This window comes from Devosia oryzisoli, assembly GCF_014837245.1.
Taxonomy (GTDB): Bacteria; Pseudomonadota; Alphaproteobacteria; order Rhizobiales; family Devosiaceae; genus Devosia; species Devosia oryzisoli.
The window spans coordinates 620871-645467 of sequence record NZ_JACYFU010000001.1 but is presented as its reverse complement, the minus strand read 5'-3'; the positions used below and the strand labels follow the sequence as shown (position 1 = coordinate 645467).

Annotated in this window: 29 protein-coding genes and 1 tRNA gene; 14 read left to right on the top strand and 16 right to left on the bottom strand. The window is 63.7% G+C overall.

All coding sequences use genetic code 11. The features are described from left to right. Window positions 1-23: 23 nt before the first annotated feature. From IC608_RS03345 to IC608_RS18400, 3 genes are read right to left on the bottom strand one after another with little or no spacing between them, the layout of a single operon-like run. Window positions 24-1544 (bottom strand): alkaline phosphatase D family protein, encoded by a 1521-nt coding sequence (locus IC608_RS03345; protein ID WP_191772604.1) that lies wholly within the window; start codon window positions 1542-1544, stop codon window positions 24-26. A gap of 51 nt (window positions 1545-1595) precedes the next feature. Continuing rightward, window positions 1596-2027, bottom strand: coding sequence for a DUF1810 domain-containing protein (locus tag IC608_RS03340; RefSeq protein ID WP_191772602.1), 432 nt, complete (start codon window positions 2025-2027; stop codon window positions 1596-1598). An 8-nt stretch (window positions 2028-2035) separates the two neighbouring features. Next, window positions 2036-3604 carry a histidine kinase dimerization/phosphoacceptor domain -containing protein gene (locus IC608_RS18400; RefSeq protein ID WP_191772600.1) on the bottom strand — a complete coding sequence of 523 codons (1569 nt, stop codon included), beginning with the start codon at window positions 3602-3604 and terminating at the stop codon, window positions 2036-2038. A 185-nt stretch (window positions 3605-3789) separates the two neighbouring features. Here IC608_RS18400 and IC608_RS03330 point away from each other — a divergent pair, with 185 nt between their 5' ends. Both IC608_RS03330 and IC608_RS03325 read left to right on the top strand, forming a co-directional pair. After that, the gene (locus IC608_RS03330; RefSeq protein WP_191772598.1) at window positions 3790-4269 is read left to right on the top strand and encodes a CAP domain-containing protein; all 480 of its coding nucleotides are present in this window, start codon (window positions 3790-3792) and stop codon (window positions 4267-4269) included. Then, window positions 4259-4492, top strand: coding sequence for a sulfurtransferase TusA family protein (locus tag IC608_RS03325; protein WP_191772596.1), 234 nt, complete (start codon window positions 4259-4261; stop codon window positions 4490-4492). Before IC608_RS03330 ends, IC608_RS03325 begins: the two co-directional genes overlap by 11 nt. 24 nt (window positions 4493-4516) lie before the next feature. Here IC608_RS03325 and IC608_RS03320 read toward each other — a convergent pair whose 3' ends face one another. Beyond that, window positions 4517-5686 (bottom strand): D-alanyl-D-alanine carboxypeptidase family protein, encoded by a 1170-nt coding sequence (locus IC608_RS03320; protein WP_191772594.1) that lies wholly within the window; start codon window positions 5684-5686, stop codon window positions 4517-4519. Window positions 5687-5850: 164 nt separating this feature from the next. Here IC608_RS03320 and IC608_RS03315 point away from each other — a divergent pair, with 164 nt between their 5' ends. Both IC608_RS03315 and IC608_RS03310 read left to right on the top strand, forming a co-directional pair. Further along, entirely contained in the window at window positions 5851-6420 is a 570-nt protein-coding gene (locus IC608_RS03315) for a DJ-1/PfpI family protein (RefSeq protein WP_191772592.1), read from the top strand. Window positions 6421-6501: 81 nt separating this feature from the next. Further along, window positions 6502-6918, top strand: a complete 417-nt coding sequence (locus IC608_RS03310; RefSeq protein ID WP_191772591.1) for a winged helix-turn-helix transcriptional regulator — start codon at window positions 6502-6504, stop codon at window positions 6916-6918. On the opposite strand, the gene IC608_RS03305 is transcribed toward IC608_RS03310, so the two are convergent. The 4 genes from IC608_RS03305 to mgtE form a co-directional block, all read right to left on the bottom strand. After that, a complete protein-coding gene (locus tag IC608_RS03305) occupies window positions 6915-7802 on the bottom strand; it encodes a division plane positioning ATPase MipZ (protein WP_191772590.1) in 888 nt (295 codons plus the stop codon). The two genes, IC608_RS03310 and IC608_RS03305, sit on opposite strands and share 4 nt — an antisense overlap. A gap of 102 nt (window positions 7803-7904) precedes the next feature. Continuing rightward, on the bottom strand, window positions 7905-8333 hold the full coding sequence (locus IC608_RS03300; RefSeq protein WP_210316181.1) for a DUF1489 family protein: 429 nt from the start codon (window positions 8331-8333) through the stop codon (window positions 7905-7907). Next, window positions 8330-9007 carry a glutathione S-transferase family protein gene (locus IC608_RS03295; protein WP_191772589.1) on the bottom strand — a complete coding sequence of 226 codons (678 nt, stop codon included), beginning with the start codon at window positions 9005-9007 and terminating at the stop codon, window positions 8330-8332. Before IC608_RS03295 ends, IC608_RS03300 begins: the two co-directional genes overlap by 4 nt. 330 nt (window positions 9008-9337) lie before the next feature. Then, entirely contained in the window at window positions 9338-10753 is a 1416-nt protein-coding gene (mgtE, locus tag IC608_RS03290) for a magnesium transporter (protein ID WP_191772588.1), read from the bottom strand. Window positions 10754-10908: 155 nt separating this feature from the next. On the opposite strand from mgtE, the gene IC608_RS03285 reads away from it, so the two are divergent. Beyond that, complete coding sequence (locus IC608_RS03285; protein ID WP_191772587.1) at window positions 10909-11256, top strand: MmcQ/YjbR family DNA-binding protein; 348 nt, start codon at window positions 10909-10911, stop codon at window positions 11254-11256. Window positions 11257-11596: 340 nt separating this feature from the next. Here IC608_RS03285 and IC608_RS03280 read toward each other — a convergent pair. Together IC608_RS03280 and IC608_RS03275 are read right to left on the bottom strand one after the other, a co-directional pair. Beyond that, a tRNA-Leu gene (locus tag IC608_RS03280) sits at window positions 11597-11681 on the bottom strand. 144 nt (window positions 11682-11825) lie between these two features. After that, window positions 11826-12059: a FliM/FliN family flagellar motor switch protein gene (locus IC608_RS03275; protein ID WP_191772586.1), complete on the bottom strand. Its 234-nt coding sequence runs from the start codon at window positions 12057-12059 to the stop codon at window positions 11826-11828. A 77-nt stretch (window positions 12060-12136) separates the two neighbouring features. Here IC608_RS03275 and lipB point away from each other — a divergent pair, with 77 nt between their 5' ends. Continuing rightward, window positions 12137-12850: a lipoyl(octanoyl) transferase LipB gene (lipB, locus tag IC608_RS03270; RefSeq protein WP_191772585.1), complete on the top strand. Its 714-nt coding sequence runs from the start codon at window positions 12137-12139 to the stop codon at window positions 12848-12850. A 63-nt stretch (window positions 12851-12913) separates the two neighbouring features. Continuing rightward, on the top strand, window positions 12914-13453 hold the full coding sequence (locus IC608_RS03265; protein ID WP_191772584.1) for a DUF4282 domain-containing protein: 540 nt from the start codon (window positions 12914-12916) through the stop codon (window positions 13451-13453). 53 nt (window positions 13454-13506) lie between these two features. Here the strand turns inward: IC608_RS03265 and IC608_RS03260 are convergent, their stop codons facing one another. Next, entirely contained in the window at window positions 13507-13884 is a 378-nt protein-coding gene (locus IC608_RS03260; protein WP_191772583.1) for a DoxX family protein, read from the bottom strand. A 243-nt stretch (window positions 13885-14127) separates the two neighbouring features. Between IC608_RS03260 and rimO the strand changes: the two genes are divergently transcribed. Both rimO and IC608_RS03250 read left to right on the top strand, forming a co-directional pair. Then, entirely contained in the window at window positions 14128-15447 is a 1320-nt protein-coding gene (rimO, locus tag IC608_RS03255) for a 30S ribosomal protein S12 methylthiotransferase RimO (RefSeq protein WP_191772582.1), read from the top strand. A gap of 88 nt (window positions 15448-15535) precedes the next feature. Further along, window positions 15536-15778, top strand: coding sequence for a DUF6894 family protein (locus IC608_RS03250; RefSeq protein ID WP_191772581.1), 243 nt, complete (start codon window positions 15536-15538; stop codon window positions 15776-15778). Here IC608_RS03250 and IC608_RS03245 read toward each other — a convergent pair. Further along, the gene (locus IC608_RS03245; protein WP_191772580.1) at window positions 15768-16694 is read right to left on the bottom strand and encodes a phosphotriesterase family protein; all 927 of its coding nucleotides are present in this window, start codon (window positions 16692-16694) and stop codon (window positions 15768-15770) included. The two genes, IC608_RS03250 and IC608_RS03245, sit on opposite strands and share 11 nt — an antisense overlap. A 129-nt stretch (window positions 16695-16823) precedes the next feature. Between IC608_RS03245 and IC608_RS03240 the strand changes: the two genes are divergently transcribed. The 5 genes from IC608_RS03240 to folK all read left to right on the top strand — a co-directional run bounded on the left by IC608_RS03240 (window position 16824) and on the right by folK (window position 20759). After that, the gene (locus IC608_RS03240) at window positions 16824-18593 is read left to right on the top strand and encodes an SLC13 family permease (RefSeq protein ID WP_191772579.1); all 1770 of its coding nucleotides are present in this window, start codon (window positions 16824-16826) and stop codon (window positions 18591-18593) included. 84 nt (window positions 18594-18677) lie between these two features. Beyond that, window positions 18678-18929 carry a GlsB/YeaQ/YmgE family stress response membrane protein gene (locus IC608_RS03235; protein ID WP_191772578.1) on the top strand — a complete coding sequence of 84 codons (252 nt, stop codon included), beginning with the start codon at window positions 18678-18680 and terminating at the stop codon, window positions 18927-18929. 109 nt (window positions 18930-19038) lie between these two features. Next, window positions 19039-19890, top strand: coding sequence for a dihydropteroate synthase (gene folP / locus IC608_RS03230; RefSeq protein WP_191772577.1), 852 nt, complete (start codon window positions 19039-19041; stop codon window positions 19888-19890). Between the two features lie 39 nt (window positions 19891-19929). Beyond that, complete coding sequence (gene folB, locus IC608_RS03225) at window positions 19930-20310, top strand: dihydroneopterin aldolase (protein WP_191772576.1); 381 nt, start codon at window positions 19930-19932, stop codon at window positions 20308-20310. Then, complete coding sequence (gene folK, locus IC608_RS03220; protein WP_191772575.1) at window positions 20310-20759, top strand: 2-amino-4-hydroxy-6-hydroxymethyldihydropteridine diphosphokinase; 450 nt, start codon at window positions 20310-20312, stop codon at window positions 20757-20759. Before folB ends, folK begins: the two co-directional genes overlap by 1 nt. 22 nt (window positions 20760-20781) lie before the next feature. Here the strand turns inward: folK and IC608_RS03215 are convergent, their stop codons facing one another. From IC608_RS03215 to IC608_RS03200, 4 genes are all read right to left on the bottom strand, one after another. Then, complete coding sequence (locus tag IC608_RS03215) at window positions 20782-21561, bottom strand: ATP12 family chaperone protein (RefSeq protein ID WP_191772574.1); 780 nt, start codon at window positions 21559-21561, stop codon at window positions 20782-20784. A gap of 2 nt (window positions 21562-21563) precedes the next feature. Next, the gene (locus IC608_RS03210) at window positions 21564-22229 is read right to left on the bottom strand and encodes an HAD-IA family hydrolase (RefSeq protein ID WP_191772573.1); all 666 of its coding nucleotides are present in this window, start codon (window positions 22227-22229) and stop codon (window positions 21564-21566) included. Then, window positions 22226-23215, bottom strand: coding sequence for an RluA family pseudouridine synthase (locus IC608_RS03205; protein ID WP_191772572.1), 990 nt, complete (start codon window positions 23213-23215; stop codon window positions 22226-22228). The genes IC608_RS03210 and IC608_RS03205 overlap by 4 nt, the downstream gene beginning before the upstream one ends. A 65-nt stretch (window positions 23216-23280) precedes the next feature. Beyond that, on the bottom strand, window positions 23281-24597 hold the full coding sequence (locus IC608_RS03200) for a replication-associated recombination protein A (RefSeq protein ID WP_191772571.1): 1317 nt from the start codon (window positions 24595-24597) through the stop codon (window positions 23281-23283).

The following is a 24597-nucleotide window of genomic DNA, read 5'->3' as shown; positions in this document are numbered from 1 at the left end:
GCACTTGCCCGCAGGCGGCTGGGTCAGGCGCGCGTCACCCCGGGGACGCCGTCCAAGACCTCGAATTCCTCGAAGATCGAGGCGGTCGCTTCGGGGTCCTTACGATCCACCGCGACCAGTTCGACCCGGGCCTGCTCCGGCGCCAGGTGCAGGAGGGAATAGCCGTGGCGGCTGGCATCGCCGAAGCGAATGTGTGGGTTCTCGGCCATGACGGTGTCGAGGGCCTCGGCCGCAGGCGGGTCGGAGGTGATCGAGCCGGTGACGAACTCACTGGCCACGAGGTCCCCGTCGGCCGTGCGCACATCGGCCGCGTAGAAGGCGTGCAGGTCGCCGCCGATGACCAGCGGGTTGGAACGGTTGGCCGCGCGCACGCTCTCGAGGAGCCGTTCGCGACCGGAGCGATAATGGTCCCAGCCATCGTCGCTGTAGCGGGTGCCCGGCCCCAGCTCGAGGTCGCGCGCCGATAGAAGAGTGGTCTGGCCGATCAGCGACCAATGCGCCTTTTTCTCCCGCATGGTGCGGTCGAACCACGCCTCCTGCACCTTCCCCAGCATGGTGTAGCGGCTCAATTCGGCCGGCTGCGGCGCCTCAGGTGCCGGGTCACGATATTGCCGCGCATCCAGCAGGGTCAGATCCAGCAGCGTGCCGAAGCGATGGTTGCCGTAGATGCGGAAATCGCCGAAGTCGGGCGCCGCCAGCGGCGGAACGGGCATGTGTTCGTACCACGCCTGGTAGGCCGCGGCCCGGCGCTTGAGGAAACTTGCCGGCGTACGATCAGTAGGCGAGCCGTCACCGCCATAATTGTCGACGACCTCATGATCATCCCAGGTGAAGAGCCAGGGGAAACGGGCATGGGCCAGTTGCAAATCCGGATCGGACTTGTAGAGCGCATAGCGCTGGCGATATTCGAACAGCAGCGAGGGCGCGCCGGTGCCATGCTCGCGCACATGCTGGGCGCCATAGCTTTTTTCATAGATGTAGTCGCCCAGATGCACGACCAGGTCGAGGTCGCGCTCCGCCATGTCGCGATAGGCGCTGTACCAGCCCTGCTCGTATTGCTGGCAGGCGGCAAAGGCGAGGCTGAAACGGGCATTACCGGCGTCGTCGGCCGGGGCGGTGCGGGTGCGCCCCACCGGGCTCAGCGCATCGCCACAGCGGAAGCGGTAGAAATACCAGCGATCGGGCAAGAGCCCATCCACCGCGACATGCACCGAATGGGCGAGCGCCTCGCTTGCGGTCTCGATGCCGGACTGCACGATACGCGAGAAGCTCTCGTCCTCCGCGACCTCCCAGGCCACGTCCATGGGGGGATGCTGCGGCGCCGGCGCGAAGCTGAAGGAATCGGCCGGGGCCGGGTCGGCATCGGCAAAAAGCAGCCTTGTCCAGAGAACCACGCCTTGAGTCGTGGGCGAGCCCGAGGCGACACCGAGGGCGAACGGATCTGCGTCGAAGCGCGCGGCCCGTACTGAACCCAGCAGCGGCCACACCGCAGCCGCCGCGAGTCCGGATGAGAGAAATTGTCGACGAGTTTGCCGCTGCGTCATGATGGTCCTTCTGTCATCCGGTATCTCTTCCCGCTGGTCGCCAATCCGGAGCTAAGGCCGGGCCTCAAGAAGGGACAAGGTCTTCGTGTCGGGTTCGCCGCCGTAAAAGCTGGCGAGCGCCGTGCTGAAGAGAGCCTTATCGTCGCCTTGCGCGGCGCGGTTGAACAGCGTGAGGCAGGATCGAAACTTGAGATCGTCGGGCGAGCCGAAGATGGCGTGGGCTGTCCGGTGGGAAAGCTTGAGCACCAGGCCGACATGCTCGCGCAACCGCGGCCCCAATACCGGATGATCCAGGTAGGCCTGCGCCTCGGCCAGGCCGTCGAGTCCGTATAATCGCGCCATCTCCGAGTGCCCAAGGCCACGCAGCTGCGGGAAAATGAACCACATCCAGTGCGTCCGTTTGCGGCCGGCCCGCAGTTCCGCTTCCACATCGCCCAGAACGGGCGCCTGTGCGTCCAGGAAGCGCTGCAAATCAAAGGTCATCACCGCTCCTACTGCGCCGCCACAGGGTCCTGGTGCCCCGCCAGCGACAGAGCCAACTCGCCTTCGAAGATGGTCCCGTTGTCCACCGTGAACGCGTAGTGACCGGCCATTTGCGCGACGACGCCGCGGATCAACCGCATGCCCATGCTCTGCGGCGCGCCGGGAAGCGGTTCCGCCATGCCCACGCCGTTGTCGCTCACCCGCAGGAGACAGCGACCCTCACCTGCCGGTTCGAGGGAAATGGCGATGCGCCCCTCGCGATTATCCGGAAAGGCGTATTTGAGGGCATTGGTGACAAGTTCGGCGAGCAGCAGCGAGAGCGGCGTCAGGTGATCCCGGTCCACAGGGAGCGATGAGAGATCGTAGCTCACCTCGACATGGGAGCCGTAGGACCGCACGACGTCGTCAACGACCACCGGGATCAGTTCGCTGGCGTCGATTTCCTCGTAGCGGTCGTGACGGTAGATGTGCTCGTGCATGGCCACCATGGCAGTCAGACGGCTCTGCAGATCCACCTTCGCACTTGTGGGCATCTCCTGCATGCGCACCAGGGACTGCACGGACTGCAGGTTGTTCTTCACGCGGTGGTGGATTTCGCGGAACAACAGGGTGTTGGTTTCGAGGGCCTTCTGCAGATCTTCTCTCTGGCGCCTGTCCCGGCGCAGCAGTTGCAGGACCCAGAACCAGCCGCCCATAAGGCCAAGAACTATAGGGGCAACGATCAGAATGACCGTCCACACGGCTGTCCGGAACGCCGCCCAGCGCGGTTCGGTGGCTATGGATGCCAGCGCGAGAATACGGGTATCGGGGATCAGCCGGTAGCTGACGACGCGCGCCACGCCGTCGACGGGTGATGCCTTGGAAACGTAGGTGCCGACCGGGGCCTGCGGCAGGTACTGCGCAATCAGGACCGAGTCCGAAAGATCGACCGGTCCGTCCGGCTGCGGGTAACGGGCCATCAACTCTCCATCGATGCGGACCAAGCTGACGGTCGAGCCCGCGCCGAGGTCCAGCGAGGCCCAGAACTCCTGGAGGAGTTTGCTGTTGAACGACACCAGGACCGCGCCCCGGAAAGCGCCATTGCGCTCGATTCTCTTGACGAAGATGAAGATGTTTTCGCCGTGTAGACGGCTGATCATGAGACCCGACGTGTAGAAGGGCATGCCTTGCCGCACCTCGGCAAAATAGCGCCGGTCGGCGACATTGATGGTTCCCATGCCCGGCACCGTGGCAAATTTCGTGTCGCCGCTCTCGTCCACTACGTAGACGTTCACACCCGTTGGCAGGCTGCCGACGGCATTTTTCAACTGCTCGTTCTGCAGGTCCAAAAATGGCCCCAGAGATGCGTCCACCCGCAGAAGCGTCTGCCGGGCCAGTTGCGCCATCCAGCCGCCATTGGTTGCCACCACCTGTGCCGCCGCCTGCGACTCCGCCTCCAACTGCTGCCCGGTCTGCTCAACTCCCCTCAGGATGAAGAACGAGAAGAGGCCGCAAAACCCGAGGAGACAGAGGACAATCGTCACTGTGGCGACAGTTGTCGCACGGGCCTCAGTAAGTCGTCTCAGAGCGGCCTGCACTGCCGTGCTCCCCATTCCCGCCCTTTTTTGTAGGCTTAGGTGCTTTCGCTGTGTGCATTTGCAGCTATTCGCCTCTCTTAAGCAAGGCGCAAAAGGACCCACCCGATCGTGCCCGCCTTAAGTCTAAGGTAGGCACGGATCCGATAATGCTTGGCCAACGAAGCCTTGCCCCGGAAGGAACTGAATTGCTCTCTCGTCCCCTCAAACTGGCCGCTTTCGGTCTTCTCTCGCTCTCTGCAGTCACACTCGCTGCCTGTTCCATGGGTGGCCCTGCCAGCCCGGCCGGTTTGCATCCGGGTCTCAGCGCGCCCATGGACCAGCCGGGTGCGCGGCTCGATTCGGTTCAGGCCGTCGGTCTGATCAACGCCTATCGCGCCACCAACGGCGTAGCGCCCCTGCAGGTCGACGACGGCCTTAACGGCACGGCACAGGCCTTGGCAAACCAGTACGCCCAGACCGGCACCGCGCCCAGCAAGCCACAGGCTCTGAACCAGATGAAGCTCAGCGCCGGCTACCAGACCTTCGCCGAAACCTTCTCGGGCTGGCGCAACAACCCGGCCGACGCTGCCGGGCTCCTGGCGCAAGCCGGAAAGGCCGGCATTGCCGTCGCGTCCAACCCCAGTTCCGCCTATGGCGTCTATTGGGTCCTCGTGATTGGCAACTGATCGGCACATCGACGCCAGGGGGCTCAAATGCCCCCTGCCCGTCCTCAAGCTGGAAAAGGCGCTGACAAGCGCCGGGTCCGGCCAGGTCCTCACGCTTGTCGCCACGGACCCGATGGTAAAGGTCGACATCCCGCTCTACTGCCGCCAGCACGCACACACTTGCGAAGCGACCGAAGCAGACGGCGTTTTCACATTCACCATCGTGGTCGGAAACGGCCGCTAGGCTTACGCGCCCTTGCGCAGTTCCCTAGTTGAGGAAGCTCGGGCGTGGGACGGGAAACGGCACATCGCCTGCCTGGGCGGTCTCGGCAGCGATTCCGCCCCGCAAATCCCCCTCTACCTCGGCGCTCGCAACGGAAGGCCGCACGGGATTGATCGCAACGTGTTGCGGGCGCGGCCGGGGCAGCACGATCCCGTCGCGCAACCGGCCGAGATTGGTGGCCGTGTAGATGCGCTCCTCGATTTCGTCGGTGAGATAGCTTGGCTGCCCCTTGAGCCCCATGGGGAACGCCGCCTCCTGGGCATCGCGATAGGCCGCAGCCTCCTTGCCGCAAATGCTCGGGCGCATGTTCACCGGCTCTCTGTCGGTCAGGTTCGACAGGCCAAGCACTTTCTGCCCCGTAGGCTTGATCGACCCGGACAAGGCCTTGAGGATCAGTTCAGCGGCGCGCTCGTTCCGGTCGCGTCCGGACTGTCCCCCCAGCACCACGGCCATCAGCTTCCGCCCATTGCGGTCCACCGTCACCACGATGTTGAGCCCGGACTCGCAGATGAAACCCGTCTTCATGCCAGTGGTCCCGGCAAAATGGGCGAGCAGCTTGTTCTCCGATTCCAGTCGCGTTTTGCCCAGCTGCACCGCCCTTGTCCCGAAGATCGGCATGAATTGCGGGAAATTCTGCTCGATGTAGAGCGAGAGCACGGCAAGGTCCCGGGCGGTGGTCACCTGGCCCTCGTCGCTGAGCCCGTTCGGATCAACATAGTGAGTGGCCGTCAGTCCCATCCGGCGGGCGGCGTCGTTCATCATGGCGACGAATTTTTCCTCGCTGCCGCCAACGGTCTCGGCAATCGCCATCGCGACGTCATTGGCGGACTTCACCAGCATCACATAGAGCGCGTCCTTGAGCGTCAGCGCGCTGTCGACCTGGAGGCCCGACCGGCTGGGAGGCTCGTTGGCCGCCTTGCGCGAGATGATGACCTTGGTGTCCAGCGTCACCGTACCCGCGGCCAGCTGCTCGAACACGACGTAAGCCGTCATCAGCTTGGTCAGGGAGGCAGGATGCCAAGGCTGTCCTGCTTCCTGCGCATAGAGCACGTCCAGCGTGTCGCGGTCGACAACCAGCATCGGGTTGGCGAGCGCGGGCACAATACCGGCGATCAGCATGAAAAGGGTCAGGACGAGGCTGCGCAGCAAGGTCAAGAGACGACGACTCCGACAATGTCCGGGAGAAAACGCGCTTTCCTTAGCAGCCACTCCCGCCGATCTCAAGCAAGCGGCAGCCCGGGTGACACCCATGTGAACCTGCTGACACGGCCTGTCGGGACAACGGCCGACAGTTGAGCGGCATTACAGGAGAGGCGAAGATGAAAACGCTGGTCACCATTCTTACACCGGGTTTCGCCGATTGGGAGACGGCGCTGCTCAATGCCGCGGCGCGATCCTACTACCGGTTGACCACGCGGTTTGCCACGCCCGGTGGCACTCCGGTCACCTCCGCCGGAGGGCTATCTGTTACCCCGCACCTCGCCATCGAGGAGATCGAGAGCGGCGCTCTCGACGCCTTGATCGTCAATGGAGGGCCGATTTGGTCGACCCCGGACGCGCCCGATATTTCGCAAATGCTGCGGCGGGCGCATGTGGAGGGAAAGGTGGTTGCCGCCATCTGCGACGGCGTCCTGGCCCTTGGCCGCTCGGGTCTTCTCGATGAAACCCGTCACACCGCCAACGGGCCGGAAAGCCTTACCGACACCGGCTATGCCGGCAGCAGCTTCTATGTCGACCAGCCACGGGCGGTCCTCGACAACCGCATCGTCACGGCGCCGGGCACCGCTCCCGTCACTTTCATGGGCGCTGTGTTCGAGGCTCTTGGCCTGCGGACCGGCGACCTCGATTTCTATCTCGGTCTCTATGCTGCCGAGCACATCGACCGATAGGAGTGGCGGCGTAGTCTGGCACTGGTAACTTTAGGTAACTGGCACTATATTAGTGCCTGAGTTCCTTTTCCGGAGGCCATCATGTCCCTCACCGATACGTCCAAATCCACCAACTGCCTTGCCATGTCCGACGTGCTCAATCGCATCGGGGACAAGTGGAGCGTCATGGTCGTGGGGATGCTCGGCCGCAACGGGACGCTGCGGTTCAACGAGCTCAAGCGCATGATCAACGGCGTGTCCCAGCGCATGCTGACGCTGACCCTGCGCAATCTCGAGCGCGATGGACTCGTCAATCGCACCATCTACCCGGAGGTGCCGCCCCGCGTGGAGTATAGCCTGACCGAACTGGGCAAGACCCTGCAAGGGCCGATCAGCGCTCTCTGGGACTGGTCGGCGGAAAACCATCAGAGCATCGTGGAAGCCCGCGCCACCTATGATGCGCGGGAAACTGCCGTGGCAGCGGAAAACCATCAGCGCATCGCCTACGCGCGCGGCTAACCCTTCTCGCTAACGAAGTGCGCGGCCTGGCGGATGCCCTCGCCGCGCCCGGCGCCGACTGCTTCTCGTTCCCGCGTCGGCAGGTTCAGGGCGCTGACCAAGGCCTTGTACTCCTGACGCGCGCCGACGTGTGACGCCGAGGGCAGCCCTCCGAGCAGGTCCTCGTCCAGCGCGTCGAAGACGGTCATTCCCGTTGCGAACAGCGAGCGGAAGATGACGCGTTCGGCGATGCCGTCGGCGACACGGCAGCCCAGTCGTGTCGCGATGCGGTCGAGCATGGTCTGCACCTGCCGCATATTGCGCGAGGACAGCATGGAGATGCGGTTCCGGACCAGCACCCAGTCGATGGTGCGCCCATCGATGGTCAGGCGTTCGGACCGCGCCCGTTGCACCAGCCGCGCATAATGACTGAGTTCGCGCGGCTCACCGGTCACCGGATCCACCTGCGCCATCACGGCCAGATCGATAAGGCTGTCGTTGACCGGCGTCACCAGCGTATCGGCCAGGGAATGGGCCAGCCGCGTCAGATTGGTGTCGAAGCCAGGCGTGTCGATGACGATGAAATCGGCGCTTTGCTCGACCTCTCCGATCGCCTGCCGAAACAGATCGAACTCGAGCTTGTTGTTCTCCCGCATCGAATCGCCGCGGGCCAGAGGCAGGTGGAAATGCGTCGTGTGCGGCAGGCCGAGTCCGCGAGTGCGGGCCCAGTCGCGCCGGTTCCGCACATACTGGGTCAGCGTCTGCTGCCGGCTGTCCACATCGATGGAGGCCACCTTGTGGCCCTGATGCAAAAGAAAAATCGCCAGATGAAAGGCCGTCGTCGACTTTCCCGACCCGCCCTTCTCATTGCCCACGACGATGACATGCGCGCCTTGTCGCACCATCGAACTCCCCAAATCAGTCGTGCGGACTTTCTTGTGTTCGCCCCGGCCGCACAAGTGAAATTGTGGTTAATGGCATGCAAAGATGGCAGTGAGGCGCTGGCGCTACAGCAGGCCCAGACGGGCAAGCTCGGCTGCGATCTCCATCGAATTGCCGGCCGCCCCGGCGTCTCCAAGGTCTGGGGGCGCATCTTCGGGACGCAGATAGCGCCAGCCCTGGAACGGGCGCTTGGGGTAAGGCACGACGCGGGTCAACTCGCGCGACATGATGATGTCGCAGTAGTCCTTGCCCTCGGCATCGGTATAGGGCGCCAGCTGCAGGATCTGCTGGCGGCAGACGATGGAGCCGGCGATGACCCAGTAGATGGAGGATCGCCCCTCCATCTCTTCACGCCGCTTCGGCATCATGCGTGTCCGATGGACGTGTACGTCCTCGCCGTAGTTTGCGCCCCACCAGTGGGCCCGTTCGTCGCGGTAGCTTTCCAGCTCTTCGAAGCTGGAAACGCCGACGCAAAGTTTCACCATGTGAATCATACCAGCGTTCCGGGGGCCACCCGACCCTGGATCACGTCGATTTCGTCGTCGTCCACGATCCATGGCTCCTGCAGCGCCAGCGCCAGCCATTCCTGGAAGGCTGGCAAGGCGTAGATCGCCTCCACATAGGCGCCGGCAGTGTCCGATACGGGCAACTCATAGGTCCGCAACCGCGTCGCGAGCGGCGCAAACATCGCGTCGGCAGCGGTGAACTCGCCGAACAGGTATGGTCCGCCCGAGCGCGCCAGATGCTCGCCCCAGAGCGCTTCCACGCGCGCCAGGTCCCTGCGGACGGCGTCGAGGTCCACCTTGCCGGGGTGCGAGGCGCGCAGGTTCATCGGTGCATGGGTGCGCAGGGCGGAAAACCCGGCGTGCATCTCGGCCGCCGCAGCGCGCGCCAGGGCGCGCTCCCGGCGCCCGCGCGGCCAGATCGCCTTGTCCGGAAAGGAATCCGCCAGATACTCGATGATGGCGATGGTTTCCGGCACCGCCAGGGCCCCGTCCAGCAGCAGCGGGACTTTGCCGGTGGGTGACCGGGCTGCAATCGTTTCCCGCCACCCCGGACCCGAGAGTTGTAGCACCTCGTCCTCGAAGGGGATGTCGAAATGGCGCAGCACCAGCCAGGGTCGCAGCGACCAAGTGGAATAGTTCCTGTTACCGATCAATAGCTTCATGGCACATCTTCCGGATCAACATTAAGGGCGCCCCAGTGGCCGGGACGCCCTTTGCATAATCTTCTGAGTGAATAACTCCAGCGTCTTTTCTAGACGCCAGCTACTACGGAGAAAACCAACCCCATCGAGACCAGGCATACCAACGTCCACGACGCAGCGCGCCAGAAGTTCGTCTTCGGTTGACTTCGCATAGATCGCTCCTTGTCAGCCGTTCACTCCGGCCCCGTGAACAATCCCGGCGCCGGTAATGAATCGTTAGCCGTGCTGGAAATGGGATGCAAGCGACCAATCTGCAACACTCCACAGGCCGCGGTGGGGGATAGAATCGTCTCAGAAAAGCCCGAACCAGAGGCCGGCGATGCCCAAAAAAGCAAAGAATCCAACCACGTCGGTCACGGTCGTGACGAACACTGCCGAAGCGATGGCGGGGTCGGCCTTCAGCTTGTCGAGGGTCAGCGGAATAAGAATTCCCGCAGTGCCCGCGACGATCATGTTGATGATCATGGCGGCGGCAATGACCGCGCCAAGTTGAACGTCGCCATAGCGCAGGGCTGTCACGACCCCGATCAGGATAGCGAAAATGATGCCGTTGACGAAGCCCACCACCACTTCGCGACGGATCAGCCGCCGCAGGCGTCCACCATCCAGTTCCCGCATCGCCAACGCGCGCACCGTCACCGTCATGGTCTGCGCCCCAGCATTGCCGCCCATGGACGCTACGATCGGCATCAGCACCGCTAGCGCGACCATCTGCTCGATGGTGGCGTTGAACAGGCCGATCACCATGGAGGTCATCACCGCGGTGAACAGGTTGATCACGAGCCACGGCACGCGGCTGCGCACGGTATCGACGGTGGTATCGGACACGTCTTCGTCGCCGACACCGGCCAGCAGGCGGAAGTCTTCGTCGGCCTCCTCCTGGATGACGTCCACCATGTCATCCACCGTCAGAACGCCGACCATGCGGCCGTTCTCGTCCACCACCCCCACTTCCACGAGGTCGTAGCGCTCGAACTGGCGGGCCGCCTCCTCCTGGTCCTCGTTGGCATCGATGAGCACCAGCGTGGTGTTCATGATGCTCTCGATGGGGGTGCCGCGCAGCGAGCGCAGGATGCGGTCGAGCGGTACCGTCCCGAGCACCTTGTAGGCTGCGTCGACCACGTAAATCTGATAGAACTCATCGGGCAGGTCGCGCTCGCGGCGCATGTAGTCGATCGTGTGCCCGACGGTCCAGAACGGGGGGATGGCGATGAAATCGGTCTGCATCCGCCGGCCGGCGGAATCCTCGGGAAAGTCGAGGCTGCGCTTGAGGCTGAGGCGCTCGAAGGTGGGCAGCGCCGAGAGAACCTCGTTCCGGTCGTGGGGCTCGAGATCCTCCAGCAGCGAAACGGCGTCGTCGTTGTCGAGACCGGCCACACCGCGCGCAATCGCCGCGTTGGGCAGCTCCTCCATGATTTCGAGGCGGATGCTCTCATCGACTTCGGTCAGGGCCGAAAAATCGAATCGGTCTCCCATGAGACGGACCAGGGCGAGCCGCTCGTTGTGGTCGAGTTGCTCGAGCACATCGCCCGTATCGGAGTGATGCAGAGGCCCCACGACGGTGGTCACGTCGTCTGCGCGGCCCGCCTCCAGGAAGGCCCGCAGGCGCTCCATCCAGAGCGCGTTTATGCGGCCGTCATCGTCGCGGAACCCACCGCTGTCCAGCGCGGCCCCGGCGTCGGGCGCCCAATCGGTCTCTTCGCTCATCGGGAGCCCTTTGCGTTTCGTCCGGTTTCGGGGGCAAGCAAGCTGTAGCCAATCCGCCGCGCCTGCACCAGTCATGGCCGCCAGATTTGCCAAAGCCACGCGGCGCGTGGGAACCGCACCCACGTTCCCCGTCTTATCGCGTTAAGGAGGCCACCATGACCAGCGCATCACCGGAAAAGGGCTTTGATCGCATCTGCCGGCTGGCCGAGGCCCGGGGCCTTGCCGAAGTCGAGCGCGACACCAGCTACGGCACGCCCGCGCTAAAGGTCGCAGGTGCATCCTTCGTGCGGATGAAGGATGCCGACACCCTGGTGCTGCACTGCCCGCATGAGCAGAAGGTGCTGCTGATCGAGATTTCGCCAGAGATTTATTTCGAAACCGAGCACTACCGGGATTATCCGGTCGTCCTGATCAATCTGGGGGCCATCAACGATGAGGAGCTTTCGCTGCGCCTGCACGATGCGTGGATGTTCAAGGCGCCGGAGCGGCTGAAAAAGGCCTGAGCGCTCCGAAAAAAGCCAAGCAATCGCCGCGAAAGCGCCGAAACTTCGCTGCGTTGCCGCTGTTTATCACCTCTGTGTGAACTGAAAAGCGAACGGAGACACTATGTCGAAACTGCTTCTCATGCCTGCTGCCGCCCTGGTTGCCATCGCCCTAGCCGCATGCGGCGGTGATGCGCCCCCGCCCCCGGCTAACGATACCAGCGCCACTCCACCCGCCAACACGGCTCCGGCAACCGAACCCGCAACGCCTGCGGCCCCGGCCAATTGAGCCGACGGCAAAGCAAAAAACGAAAGGGCCGCCCCATCGGGACGGCCCTTTTCGTTTTGTCACCGGAGTGACTGGTGCGGTCGAGAAGACTCGAACTTCCACGCCTCGCGGCACAGCGACCTCAACGCTGCGCGTCTACCAATTCCGCCACGACCGCACATCAGTGGTAGAAGCCTCGACGCCGGGGCGCCGAAGCGAGTGGGGATGTAGCAAAGGTCTGCCTCAACCTCAAGCGCTTAAATCGACATTTCTGGCCAGGCTGTGGAGAGTGCAGTGGACGAGCCGGAATTAGAAGCCGGCCTCAGCCGAGGCGGAACACCTTTTCCGTCACGAAGACCCGCAGATGCCCTTCCTCGACATTGACCTCGCCTTTGGCGATCAGCGTGCTGTTGGCATAAATCTTCAGCGGATCGTGCTCGGTCGCATCCAATTCGATCACCGCGCCGCGCCCCATGCGCAGCAGATGGTGGATCGGCATGGTGGTTGCACCGAGTTCAACCGTGATATCGACTTCAATATTGTCCAGCGTGCTCATAGATATGGTGGGAAAGAGGAAGGGGCCTGCCTGCGGCAGGAGGATTCGAACACCCAGAGACTGGGTCAGGCGTGGTTATGGAACAGTTAACGGCGACGCCTGAGGCGTGCCAGATCAGATCGAAACTGCATCGGGCCGATGCTCGCCACGTCGAATGGCGCGTCGCGGATACGCCTGTGCCGTACGAAGACGCCCTGGTCGCCATGGAAGCGCGGGCCGCCGCCATCGCGGAGGGAGAGGCCAACGAGGCCGTCTGGCTGCTGGAACACCCGCCGCTCTACACCGCCGGAACCTCGGCGCGTCCCGACGACTTGCTCAACCCCCGCTTCCCGGTGCATCCGGCGGGGCGTGGAGGGCAATACACCTACCACGGACCCGGACAGCGGGTCGCCTATGTCATGCTCGACCTGACCCAGCGCGGCCGCGATATCCGCTGTCTTGTCCAGGGGCTGGAACAGTGGGTGATCGATACGCTGGAGGCCCACAACATCACGGGCGAGCGGCGTGAAGGCCGTGTCGGGGTGTGGGTGCGGCGGCCCGAGAAGGGCGTTGGCCGCGAGGACAAGATCGCCGCCATCGGAGTGCGCGTGCGCAAATGGGTGACCTTCCACGGCATCTCGCTCAATGTGGCGCCGGACCTGTCCCACTATGACGGCATCGTGCCGTGCGGCATCCTCGATCAGGGCGTCACAAGTTTCGAAGATCTGGGGCTGCTTGTGTCCATGCCCGAGGTTGATTCGGTATTGCGGGCGCGGTTCGAAGCGATGTTTGGCCCGACATCGAACGCCTGACCCCTTGCCTTGCGGCGCCGGGCCGACCACTTTGGGCGCCAATCCGGAATCGAGGAGCCGAGCATGACCCTGGATGACCTCAAACGCCTGTTCACGCGCCAGACCCTGTTCCGGCTCGACGCGATCCTGTCGCCACGCCTGGTGCCGATCTTCTATTTGCTGGGACTGGCCGCAATCCTGCTCTGGGCCATCGCCCATTTCTTCTTCCGCTTTTCGACCGGTTTCGGAGATGGCCTATGGGGCATCCTCGAGATCGTGGTCTTCGGCCTTCTCGCCTTTGTCGGGCTGCGCATTTTGTGTGAAGCGCTTCTCGTCTATTTCCGCGCCCACGAGATCGATGGCGAACCCGGACCGCGCTCGCGCTACTCCGCTTCGCTGCTCGACGAAGTGCGTGACGCGATCCGCGATCTGGCCGAACAGGGCGATGACGGAACTTATGGCGAGGCGGACGAATACGAAATCACCCCCGCCACCGACCCGGCGCCTTACCGCCCCTCTCCTGCCGAGGAGAGGACGCAGCGCGAGCCGGCCACCAGGCCGGGGGAAACCTTCAAGCCTCGCCGCACGGCCAAACGCACGCCGCCGGGCAGTTCGATCACCTGAAATGCAAAAGACCGCCCCTGTGGGCGGCCTTCGTGCTTGTGCCGTGGGGTGAGTTATTTCTTGTTGACGCTCCAGGCACCTGGGCCAGCGAAAACGATATAGAGAAACACGAAGCAGAACAGGATGGCGGCGTCGCCACCATTGTTCGTCGGGTAAAGACTACCGGGCGCATGCACCATCCAATAGGCGACGGCCATCTGGCCCGAAGCAACGAACGCTGCGGGGCGGGTGAAGAAACCGGCAAGGATCATCAGACCGGCGATAATCTCGATGATGCCCGCCAAACCGAACAGGCTGAACAGCGACGGCGACATCTCCGAGGGCGGGAAGCCGAAAATCTTCTGCGTGCCATGCAGGAGGAACAGCAGGGCGGCAACGATGCGCAGCACGGCGAGGGCCTGCGGCGCGTATGCGGAGAGACGGTCGAACATGGAAGCTCCAAGGGTTGCTGCGCACGTGGCGCGGGGTTGGGGTGATCGCTCCTAGCCGGTTCCATCGGAGCCGGCAAAGGCAACAATCACGGAAACACTGTTCGTGGATTGCGACTATATTCGATCCCGCCCTGCGCTCCCGTCAACCCTGCTCCACCGCCATGGCGTGCCGGTGACATTGCGTCAGCGACCGGATTTCTGTATGACGCGCCATCCATTCAATTTCCGGACGTATGCACGCGCATGACCCAGGCGCCAAAAATCGGCCTTGTCAGCCTCGGCTGCCCAAAGGCTCTCGTGGACAGCGAGCGCATCATGACGACGCTGCGCGCACAGGGCTATTCGTTCAGCCGCGATTACGCCGGTGCCGATGTCGTACTGGTCAACACCTGCGGCTTCCTCGACAGCGCCAAGCAGGAAAGCCTCGAGGCCATCGGCGAGGCGCTCAATGAAAATGGCCGCGTCATCGTCACGGGGTGCCTGGGCGTCGAGGAAAACCTGATCCGCGAGACGCACCCCAGCGTGCTCGCCATTACCGGCCCGCACCAGTACGAGAGTGTGGTCTCGGCAGTGCACGAGCACCTTCCGCCGGTACCCAACCGGTTCGTCGACCTCGTGCCCGAAAGCGGCATGAAGCTGACGCCGCGCCACTACGCCTATCTCAAGATTTCCGAGGGTTGCAACAATCGCTGCTCCTTCTGCATCATCCCGCAAATCCGGGGCGACCTTGCTTCCCGTCCGGCCGCCGGCATCCTCTCGGAGGCGGAAGGGCTGATCCGCTCCGGCGTCAAGGAACTGCTGGTCATCTCGCAGGACACCAGCGCCTATGGCCTGGATATCAAATATGCCACGTCGAAATATCGCGGGCGTGACGTGAAGGCCAAGTTCTATGATCTGGCCAAGGAGCTGGGCCAGCTCGGCGCGTGGGTTCGCCTGCACTATGTGTATCCCTACCCTCACGTCGACGCCGTGATGGAGCTGATGGCCGACGGCCTAGTGCTGCCCTATCTCGATATCCCCTTCCAGCATGCGTCGCCGCAGGTTCTCAAGGCGATGCGCCGCCCGGCGCATCAGGAGAAGACGTTGAATCGGATTCTCGACTGGAAGCGGCAAGTGCCTGATTTGACGGTGCGATCCAACTTCATCGTTGGCTTTCCGGGCGAGACCGACGACGACTTCGAGATGCTGCTCGACTTCATCGAGGAAGCCGAGATCGATCGGGCCGGCTGCTTCAAATATGAGCCCGTGACCGGCGCGCCGGCTAACGACCTTCCCGGCGTCGTGCCTGACGAGGTCAAGGAAGAGCGTTTCGCCCAGCTCATGGAAGTGGCGCAGAACGTTTCATTCCATCAGCTGCAGAAGAAGGTGGGACGCACCATCGACGTTATCGTGGACGATGTCCGCCCCGAGCAGAATCGGGCCATCGCGCGATCCAAATGGGACGCGCCGGAGATCGACGGTCAGGTCATTGTCGACAACGCCGACGGCATCAAGATCGGCGACATCGTAAAGGTGACGGTCACCGACAACGACGAATACGACCTGTTCGCCACACCCGCCTGACAAATCCTAACAAACTGTAAATGTGAACGGCGCCCGCGGAACATCGCGGGCGCCGTTGACGTTGGCGGCTTCATCTATGGAGGCCACAATGGAACGCTACTTCTTCAACCACCGCGATGCTGAAGGCGAACTGCAGATCGACATCGACGGCATCATCCTGCCCTCGCTCAATACGGCGCTCGAAGAAGCGAGTTTTGCAGCTCACGCGGCTGTCTCCATGGGTGAGGAAGCGACGCAAGGGTGCTTCGAGATCGAGGATTCCGGACGCCAATTGCTGGCGCGCATTCCTTACGCCATTCGAGAGGAAGACGACGCTTCCGTCACGAGCTGACCGGACGCGCGAACGCTTCAAACGGGTTGTCATGCGTCAGCCGCGTTATCGTTGGCTCGTCCACGCCAGCTTGCCGCAACGCCGGCAGGAACGAGGCCACCAGATGCGTGTAGGGCTGCGGCCGACCGCCACCGGGCTGTGCCGGGTCATACCAGCCCCGGTCGTGACTGAGGAGCAACCGTTCGCCCTGCCCTGCATCGAGCGCCCGTAGCACCAGCGCGACGACCTCTTCGTCCGGCACTCGGCCGATGTGGTCGAATTCGAGCCAGGCACCGCGCGCAAAGACTTCACGGTGCAACCCGAAGTCCTTCTCCTCCTGCGTATGGATGGAGATGAAGCGGCTCGAAGAACCACCTTCATTCTCGATGATCTCGAGCTGGTCGAGCACCACGCGGCCCTTGATGGTGTGCGACCCAATGATTGCGCCGGTCTGCGCGGCTGCCCGCGCCGCAGCACGCAGGATACGCGCTTCGAGGGGTGTGATGCCATCGTCCCCGGCGCTGATCTTGATCCAGCCGGCCTGTACGCCAGTGCCCTCGATTTCGCCCGTCAGTTCTTCAAGCATCCAGCGCTCCACCTGGCTCTCGCTCGCGTCGCGGACCCAATCAGGAATCCAGGGCTCGCGATAGTTTCCTGTCGGCACCACGATCGGCAGACCAGTGGCCTGGGACACAGCGAGGTCGGCATCGGCGCGCCGGCCAACGCCGCCGGTGGAGCACTCCACGAGCGCCGTGACGCCCTGCGCCTTTATCGCCTCGATCTGGGGCGCCATAAGCCGGACGACGTCATCGATGTCGGCCTCCGCATAGCCCGGCTGGTCCGGCGTCCGAAGGTCCACGAAGATATGCTCGTGAGGCAGGATAAGGCCCAGTTCTTCGCGCTTCAGCGGGCCGAGGGTGGTTATCAGCTGCTTCATTCGATTCTCCCTGTCGAGCGCTTTTCGCTGTCGGTTTTGCGCATCAAGTTGCGTCGCGCTGTTTTCTTCTCGGCGCGTGCGACTATTCTCCCCATCGTCGCGTTACCAAGGGCCACGACGGAGCACTTCATGACAACCCCTCAAATGCTCGCCTTCCTCGTTATCGCGGGCATGATGGTGGCGTTCATCATCGGCAAATGGCGCTACGATCTGATCGCCGCTGGGGCGCTCCTCATTGCGATGCTGGTCGGAATCGTGGCTCCGGAAGCCGCCTTCACCGGGTTTTCCAACGACATCGTCATCATTGTGGGGAGTGCGCTTGTCGTCAGCGCTGCGGTGGCCCGATCCGGGATCATGGAGCTGCTGATCCGGCGCTATGCCCCCAATATCAGCAGCCCGCGCGCCCAGTTGATCCTTCTCGTGGTCATCGTTACGGTGCTCTCGGCCTTCGTCAAGAACATCGGCGCCCTGGCCATCATGATGCCGATCGCGTTCCAGATGGCGCGCCGCTCGGGCGTCTCGCCCTCGATGTTCCTCATGCCCATGTCGTTCGGCTCGCTGCTCGGCGGGCTGATGACGCAGATCGGCACCTCGCCCAACATCATCGTATCCGGCGTCCGGCAGGAACTGACCGGCACCGCCTTCACCATGTTCGACTTCACCCCAGTCGGCGCCATCCTGGCCGTGGCGGGCGTGGCGTTCCTGTCCGTTGGATACCGTCTCCTGCCGGAGCGCCGGCGGGAGGAGCAGGGCATGGACAGGGCCATCGAAATCAAGAACTACACCACCGAAGCACATGTTCTGGCCGACTCCAACGCGGTCGGAAAGAAGATCGCCGACATCCACTCGGCTGCCGATGGCGCGGCCATGGTCACATCCATTGTTAGCGAGACGGGGCGGCGCCGCACCCCCTTCCCCGATGCCACCTTGCGGGCCGGCGACATCCTGCTCATCGAGGGCGAGCCGGAAGCGCTGGACAAGATGGTCAGCCAGACCGGCCTCTCGTTCGGGGAACGTCGCGGCGGCGCCTCGAGAGACACGGCCGAGATCGGCGTCATCGAGGCCATCATCGGGGAAAGCTCCGGCCTCATCGGCGCCAGCGCGCAGGAACTTACCTTGTTTGACCGGACCGGACTCAACCTGCTCGCCATTTCCCGGCGCGACCGTCGCTTCACCGAGCGCCTGGGACAGATCAAGTTCCAGAATGGCGACGTCATCCTGCTTCAGGGGCACCTCAAGCGCATTCCAGAACTGTTGCGCGAGTGGGACTGCCTGCCGCTGGTGGAACGCGGCCTGCGCCTCGGAAGTGTCCGCAATGGCCTCTTGCCACTCTCGATCCTGCTCGCGGCCATGGCAGCCACCGCTTTCGGGATCGTGCCTGTCGCGACGGCTTTTTTTGCCGCAGCCGCGCTCATGGTGCTGACGGGAGCCTTGCCGCTGCGGGACCTCTACAACCAGGTCGATGGACCCATCCTGGTCATGCTGGCCTGCCTCATCCCCGTCAGCGAAAGCCTGCAATCGACCGGCGGCACGGATCTCGTCGCCGGCTGGCTCGCCTCTGTCGCCAGCATTCTGCCCGGCTGGGGCGCGTTGGCGCTGATCATGGTGGCGTCGATGGCGGTGACCCCGTTCCTCAATAACGCGGCGACGGTGCTCGTCATGGCGCCGATCGCCGCCGTATTCGCCACCGGTCTCGGCTACCGCCCGGAGGCCTTTCTCATGGCGACGGCCATCGGCGCCGGCTGCGATTTCTTGACCCCCATCGGACACCAGTGCAACACGCTGGTCATGGTCCCGGGCGGCTATCGCTTCGGCGACTATTGGCGGTTGGGATTGCCACTCTCCGTCATGGTTGTGATCGTGGGCGTTCCAGCGCTGATGTTCTTCTGGCCGTTCTGAGCGGGCATCAGATTTTCTGGGGCACGACTGCAACTTAATCCGTTCCATCACATTGTCTACACAAGTCAGTGAGTGGAGGAAGCCATGGCTTTTGACGGAGTTGGTTGGATCGCAGCGATCATTATCGGCGGCCTCGCCGGGTGGCTGGCGAGCATGTTCATGAAGTCCGGCGGCGGAGTTCTGATGAACATCATTCTCGGCATTGTCGGCGCGATTCTGGCGAGCCTGATCTTCGGCCTCCTGGGAATCTCCTTTGGCGGCTGGCTTGGCTATCTCATTGCCGGCTTTATTGGCGCCTGCATCCTCATCGCCATTGGTCGCGCCGTGTCGCGGTAGCTTGCGATCCGCCAGCAGTAAATGAAGGGCCCGCAACGGGCCCTTTTTTTGTGCAAGCGGCATGACCCCTGCGAGCGGATGGGCTAAGCAGGTGGCAGCCGAGGCCACCATGCACACACGCCACACCATCCCGCTTCGCCACCGCCCGCCGCTCGTCCTGGGCCAGCGCGCCCTGGTGATGGGCATCCTCAACGTCACGCCCGATAGTTTCTCCGATGGGGGCGCGCATGTCAGTGTCGCAGACGCGGTGACTCATGCACGCCAGATGCTTGGCGAGGGCGCAGCGATCATCGACATCGGCGGAGAAAGCACGAGGCCCGGTGCCGAACCGGTGGGCGTCCAGGAAGAGCTCGATCGGGTCATACCGGTCATCGAAGCGCTCCGCGCCGAGGGCATCGACGCGCCTATTTCGATTGATACAATGAAGCCGCTGGTGGCGGACCAGGCGATCGAAGCTGGGGCCGATATCGTCAACGACGTCACCGGCCTACAGGGCGCCCCTCAGATGGCGGAGATCGCGCAATTGCACGGCGCGCCGGTCATCGCCATGCATTGGGACAGGTCGTGGAGCCCAGAGACGGACCCGATCCCCGCCATGATCGAGTGGCTGGCGCGTAGCGAGGCTATTGCCCGGGCGGCCGGCCTCCCGGAGAACCAGCTGATTCTGGACCCCGGCTTGGGGTTCGCCAAGGCGTTGATTCAAAACTACAGCATCCTGCGGCAATTGCCTGACCTGACTCGGGCTTACCCCAATCTTCCCTGGGTGGTCGGCGCCTCCCGCAAGTCCATGATCGGCAAACTACTGGACGTTCCGGCAGCCGAACGTCTCTACGGCACCATCGCCACGACCGTGCAGGCCTATGAGCGCGGTGCACATATCTTCCGTGTGCATGATGTCGGAGCCAACCGGGATGCCCTTCGCGTCGCGGAGGCGACACTGTATGGTCCGGCCGAACCGTGACACCCGGCGCGGCCTGACATCATGCGAACGGACAGCGATATGGCTCCCTTCACCGGCGACCGCATCATCCTCAACGATCTCGGCTTTTACGGCTACCACGGGCTCTTCAGCGAAGAAGAAAAGCTCGGGCAGCGATTTGTCATCGACCTGCAGTGCGGCGTCGATCTCTCGGCAGCGGGCAACACCGACACGATCGGCCACACCGTCTCCTACGCCGATATCTACGATGTGGTGCGCGAAACCTTTGAGGGCCGCCGTACCCGGCTGATCGAGGCACTGGCCCACAACATCGTCGCGGCGCTCTTCGAGGCCTTCAGTGATATCGAGTGGATCATCATCCGTGTCCGCAAGCCCGAGGCGCCGATTGCCATGGTGCGGGGAGAGGCCGCGATCGAGTTGCATCGGGCACGGCCGGCCTAATGGCAACCGCGTGGCTCAGCCTCGGCGCCAATATCGGCGATCCCCCGGCCCAACTGGCAGAAGCCGCCCGCCGTCTCGATGCCCATCCGGATATTCGCGTTTCGGCGCAGTCTTCGGTGATCCGTACCAAAGCCTGGGGCAAGACGGACCAGCCGGATTTCGCCAACATGGCCGCCACGGTGGAAACCACCCTGCCGCCCATCGATCTGCTCCATGCCTGCCTCGACATCGAGCGGGAGATGGGGCGCGTGCGCCATGAGGTCTGGGGGCCGCGCCTGATCGACATCGACATTGTCGCCTACGAGCGCCTCGAAATCGAGAGCGCCAAGCTCACGCTGCCCCACCGCTTCGCGCATGAACGGGATTTTGTGCTGTCCCCCTTGCGCGAAATCGCGCCCGAAACTGCCGACTGGCTGCTCGCGCGGCGCGGGAACCGCCTCCGGCAATAACGGCCGCCCCAAAGGAGACGGGTCAGGCGCGAAGCGCCTCCACGACTGCCACCGCGGTGTCGAACTCGACCCGCCGCTGCGCGCGCCGCTCCATCGCTTCCTCGTCGGCGCCCCAGAGCCTGATCTGGAAATCTTCGTCCAAATGCGCTGCGGTCCACGCCTCGTCGGCTGTGAGCAACTGGTGCAAGAGAGCAATGGCCAAGAGGCCCGAGCCGGTGAGACCGGTGATGGAGACCAGGGCGGTCAGGGCATGCAGCCCCTGCCCCTCCAGCGCCTCATCCAGCTTTGTCAGCGTGCTGGCCGGCTGCTCCTGATGGAGGATGCCGATCGTGGGCTGGAAGGCCACGTCGAACTGCCGCGCCAGCTTGACCAGCACCGCGTCCCACACCGCCTCCTGCTCAGCGACCAGTTCCTGTGGCTTATCGGCGCGATAGAGCAGCAGGTCGCCGGCGACGAACTTGCCGACCTCGGCGCGGAAGGCGGGGGCCGTACTTTCTCCGCTCTCCACTGCCGCATTGATCAGCCGCACCATCGGCATGGTCGCCGGGTTGATGTATTCGCCCTGCGCGGCCCACTCCTCCGCCATGGCCCGGGCGATCGAAAGTGCCTGGACGACGACAGGGATTTTCTGGGCCGGAGTCCGCACCTGCCGACCATCCAGCGTCACGACATAGCCGTCCTCGACCCGGGCAACGTCCACGCTCTTGTAGAAGCGCTTGGGCAGATCGACCTGATTGATGTGTTGCGCCCGGCCGTAGCCGTCCTGTGAATGCCGCAGGGCTTCTTCGAGCTCGTCCCGCATGGCTAATCTCCTAGAAGTTGCGCAATCGCGGCAGGAAGCTGGTCATACCGCTCGACCAACAGGTCGGCGCCGGCAGCCACCAGCTCATCGTTTTCGTGGTAGCCCCACGTCACGCCGATCGCCTTTGTTCCGGCCGCCTTGCCCATTTCGATGTCGAACGTGGTGTCGCCGATGATCACTGTGTCCGCCTTTTCCACCCCGATCTCCTCCATCGCGCGCAACATCATTCCCGGATGCGGCTTGGAGGGATTGTGATCCGGCGTCTGCAGCGTCGAGAACATGTGCTCGATGCGATGCAGGGCCGTCAGTCGGTGGACGCCATGCAGGGCCTTGCCGGTGGCAATACCGAGAACGACATCCGGCTGGGCATGCAGCGCGTCAAGCGCCTCTCGCGCCCCCGGGAACAGGGCCTCGCGCCCTTCCGCCGACACGAGCGAGGCGCGGTAATGCTCGCGATAGGTTTGCGCCAATCGCTCCGCGACCTCCGGGTCGTCCGTGCCCGCCAACCGCGCCATGGCCACCGGAAGGGAGAGCCCGATGACCCTGCGGGACTGGGCGGGGCTCGGCGCCTCCAGCCCTGCCGACAAAAACGTCCTTGCCATATGTTCCGCGATCAACGCCTGCGTGTCGATCAGCGTCCCGTCCATGTCGAACATGACGAGTTTCACGCGGCGTCCTCCGGATCGACAGCCTGGGCATCGTAGCGGTTGGCATCGAAGCCGAGCGCATCAAAGCTCTGTTTCATGTGGTGCGGCAAGGGCGCCGAGATATCGAGCCGCTTGCCGTTGCGCAGCGGCAGGGCCAGGCGGCGGGCGTGCAGATGCAGCCCGGAGCCCAACCCCGGGGCCGGCTGCCAGTTCTCGATGTTGAAATAGCGCGGGTCATCGATGATGGGAGTGCCCAGTTGCGCCATGTGGACGCGCAACTGGTGCGTGCGTCCGGTCACCGGCTTGAGCGTGACCCAGGCAAACCGGCGGCTGGCCGTATCGGTGGTGGAATAGTAGCTCAAGGAATGGACCGCGCCGGGGGCGCCGTTACGCACCACCACCATCTGCTCGCCATCGGTGGTCATCTGCTTGCTCAGGAAGCAGGAGATTTCCCCCTGACGCGGCGTCGGGTTACCGGCCACGACGGCCCAGTAGATCTTGCGGGCAGAGCGGGAGCGGAAGACGGAGCCAAAATGTTTGGCCGCCGCCGCCGTACGGGCGACGATGAGGCACCCGGACGTGTCCCGGTCGAGGCGATGCACGAGGCGCGGCGCTTCGCCCTGCTTGTTGGGCAGGTTCTTGAGTAGGGCGTCCATATGGCGCGTGGTGCCGCTGCCGCCCTGGACCGCCAGGCCATGGGGCTTGTTGAAGACGAAAATGTCGTCGTCTTCATAGAGAATGATGTCGCGCAAGAAGCGCACGTCGTCTTCGTTGACCTTGAAGGGCCGAACGGTGTCGGGATCGTCCACCGGCGGTACGCGGACGGTCTGTCCTTGGGCCAGGCGCGTGCTGGTCTGCGCGCGTGCCTTGTCGACCCGTACATCGCCATTGCGGATCAGCTTCTGAAGACGGCCAAAGCCGAGCTGGGGGAAGTGGCGCGAAAACCAGCGGTCCAGCCGCATGCCGTCTTCGTCTGCAGTGACTTCCCGATGTTGTACGCCGCTCATGCCGAACCTCTGTTAGCCTGCGCCCCAGATATAGGGCGCAGCCTCAAACCACAACAGAGGGGCAGCTATGCTCCGTCGGAACGTGCCTTTTCGGCTCGGAGGCGGGAGAAGTAGTCCATGCGTTTGCGCAGATCGCGTTCGAAGCCGCGCTCGACAGGCCGGTAAAAGCTCTGTCGGCCGATCTTCTCCGGGAAATACTCCTGTCCCGAGAACGCTTCGGGTGTGTCGTGGTCGTAGATGTAGCCCTCGCCATACCCTTCGCCCTTCATGAGCTTTGTGGGCGCGTTGAGGATCACCATCGGCGGCATCGGCGAGCCGGTTGATTTCGCAACGGAAACCGCGGCCTTGTAGGCGGTGTAGACGGCGTTGGATTTGGGCGCGAGCGCCAGGTAGACGACCACCTGGGCCAGCGACAGCTCGCCTTCGGGAGAGCCCAGCATCTGGTAGGCGTCGCGCGCCGCGACGGCCAGTTGCAGGGCTTGCGGATCGGCCAGCCCCACATCTTCGGAAGCCATGCGGATGAGGCGCCGGGCGAGGAACAGAGGGTCTTCGCCGGCGTCCAGCATGCGCGCGAAATAATAGAGGGCGGCGTCGGGATCCGATCCACGGATCGTCTTGTGCAGGGCCGAAATGAGGTTGTAGTGCCCGTCCTGCGCCTTGTCGTAGATCGGGGCGCGCCGCTGGACGACGGTCAGCAGAGCGTTGGCATCGAGCGTTTCACCCGAGGCCGAAGCGAGAATTTCCTCGACTAGTCCAAGCAGCGCCCGCCCATCCCCATCCGCAAGCCCGATGAGGGTTGTGCGTGCCTCTTCGGTGAGGGGGAGCTTCTCGCCCACCAAGGTCTCAGCGCGGCCAAGCAGCTTTTCGAGGTCATCGCGCCCCAGCGACTCGAACCGCAACACCTGGCTGCGCGAGAGAAGGGCGGCGTTAAGCTCGAAGGACGGATTTTCGGTGGTGGCGCCGACGAGCACCACCGTGCCGTCTTCCATCACCGGCAGGAAGCTATCCTGCTGCGCCCGGTTGAAGCGATGAATCTCGTCCACGAACAATAGCGTGCGGTGACCGGAGAGGCGCTCGAACCGCGCCTTCTCGAACACCTTCTTGAGGTCGGCGACACCGGAAAAGATCGCCGAAATCTGCTCGAAGCGGTAGCCGATCTGGTCCGCCAGCAGGCGGGCCACGGTGGTCTTGCCGGTGCCGGGTGGCCCCCAGAGGATCAAGGAGCCGAGGCGGCCGGAGGCCAGCATGCGCCTCAGCGTGCCGCCTTCCCCCAGAAGGTGCTGCTGACCGATGACCTCGTCGAGCGAGCGCGGCCGCAACTGATCGGCAAGCGGTCGCGCCTTGTCGGTTTCACTCGGGTCTGCTGCAAAGAGATCGGACAT

What these genes read in the sequence shown, in the direction of transcription:
- IC608_RS03285 (WP_191772587.1), top strand. Translation starts at nt 10,909, where the DNA reads ATGACCAGCGCATCACCGGAAAAGGGCTTTGATCGCATCTGCCGGCTG.
- IC608_RS03235 (WP_191772578.1), top strand. Translation starts at nt 18,678, where the DNA reads ATGGCTTTTGACGGAGTTGGTTGGATCGCAGCGATCATTATCGGCGGC.
- IC608_RS03260 (WP_191772583.1), bottom strand. Translation starts at nt 13,884, where the DNA reads ATGTTCGACCGTCTCTCCGCATACGCGCCGCAGGCCCTCGCCGTGCTG.
- folB (WP_191772576.1), top strand. Translation starts at nt 19,930, where the DNA reads ATGGCTCCCTTCACCGGCGACCGCATCATCCTCAACGATCTCGGCTTT.
- IC608_RS03265 (WP_191772584.1), top strand. Translation starts at nt 12,914, where the DNA reads ATGACCCTGGATGACCTCAAACGCCTGTTCACGCGCCAGACCCTGTTC.
- folK (WP_191772575.1), top strand. Translation starts at nt 20,310, where the DNA reads ATGGCAACCGCGTGGCTCAGCCTCGGCGCCAATATCGGCGATCCCCCG.
- lipB (WP_191772585.1), top strand. Translation starts at nt 12,137, where the DNA reads ATGGAACAGTTAACGGCGACGCCTGAGGCGTGCCAGATCAGATCGAAA.
- IC608_RS03200 (WP_191772571.1), bottom strand. Translation starts at nt 24,597, where the DNA reads ATGTCCGATCTCTTTGCAGCAGACCCGAGTGAAACCGACAAGGCGCGA.
- IC608_RS03215 (WP_191772574.1), bottom strand. Translation starts at nt 21,561, where the DNA reads ATGCGGGACGAGCTCGAAGAAGCCCTGCGGCATTCACAGGACGGCTAC.
- IC608_RS03250 (WP_191772581.1), top strand. Translation starts at nt 15,536, where the DNA reads ATGGAACGCTACTTCTTCAACCACCGCGATGCTGAAGGCGAACTGCAG.
- folP (WP_191772577.1), top strand. Translation starts at nt 19,039, where the DNA reads ATGCACACACGCCACACCATCCCGCTTCGCCACCGCCCGCCGCTCGTC.
- IC608_RS03295 (WP_191772589.1), bottom strand. Translation starts at nt 9,007, where the DNA reads ATGAAGCTATTGATCGGTAACAGGAACTATTCCACTTGGTCGCTGCGA.
- IC608_RS03315 (WP_191772592.1), top strand. Translation starts at nt 5,851, where the DNA reads ATGAAAACGCTGGTCACCATTCTTACACCGGGTTTCGCCGATTGGGAG.
- IC608_RS03340 (WP_191772602.1), bottom strand. Translation starts at nt 2,027, where the DNA reads ATGACCTTTGATTTGCAGCGCTTCCTGGACGCACAGGCGCCCGTTCTG.
- IC608_RS03275 (WP_191772586.1), bottom strand. Translation starts at nt 12,059, where the DNA reads ATGAGCACGCTGGACAATATTGAAGTCGATATCACGGTTGAACTCGGT.
- rimO (WP_191772582.1), top strand. Translation starts at nt 14,128, where the DNA reads ATGACCCAGGCGCCAAAAATCGGCCTTGTCAGCCTCGGCTGCCCAAAG.
- IC608_RS03310 (WP_191772591.1), top strand. Translation starts at nt 6,502, where the DNA reads ATGTCCCTCACCGATACGTCCAAATCCACCAACTGCCTTGCCATGTCC.
- IC608_RS03205 (WP_191772572.1), bottom strand. Translation starts at nt 23,215, where the DNA reads ATGAGCGGCGTACAACATCGGGAAGTCACTGCAGACGAAGACGGCATG.
- IC608_RS03345 (WP_191772604.1), bottom strand. Translation starts at nt 1,544, where the DNA reads ATGACGCAGCGGCAAACTCGTCGACAATTTCTCTCATCCGGACTCGCG.
- IC608_RS03300 (WP_210316181.1), bottom strand. Translation starts at nt 8,333, where the DNA reads ATGATTCACATGGTGAAACTTTGCGTCGGCGTTTCCAGCTTCGAAGAG.
- IC608_RS03245 (WP_191772580.1), bottom strand. Translation starts at nt 16,694, where the DNA reads ATGAAGCAGCTGATAACCACCCTCGGCCCGCTGAAGCGCGAAGAACTG.
- mgtE (WP_191772588.1), bottom strand. Translation starts at nt 10,753, where the DNA reads ATGAGCGAAGAGACCGATTGGGCGCCCGACGCCGGGGCCGCGCTGGAC.
- IC608_RS03240 (WP_191772579.1), top strand. Translation starts at nt 16,824, where the DNA reads ATGACAACCCCTCAAATGCTCGCCTTCCTCGTTATCGCGGGCATGATG.
- IC608_RS03305 (WP_191772590.1), bottom strand. Translation starts at nt 7,802, where the DNA reads ATGGTGCGACAAGGCGCGCATGTCATCGTCGTGGGCAATGAGAAGGGC.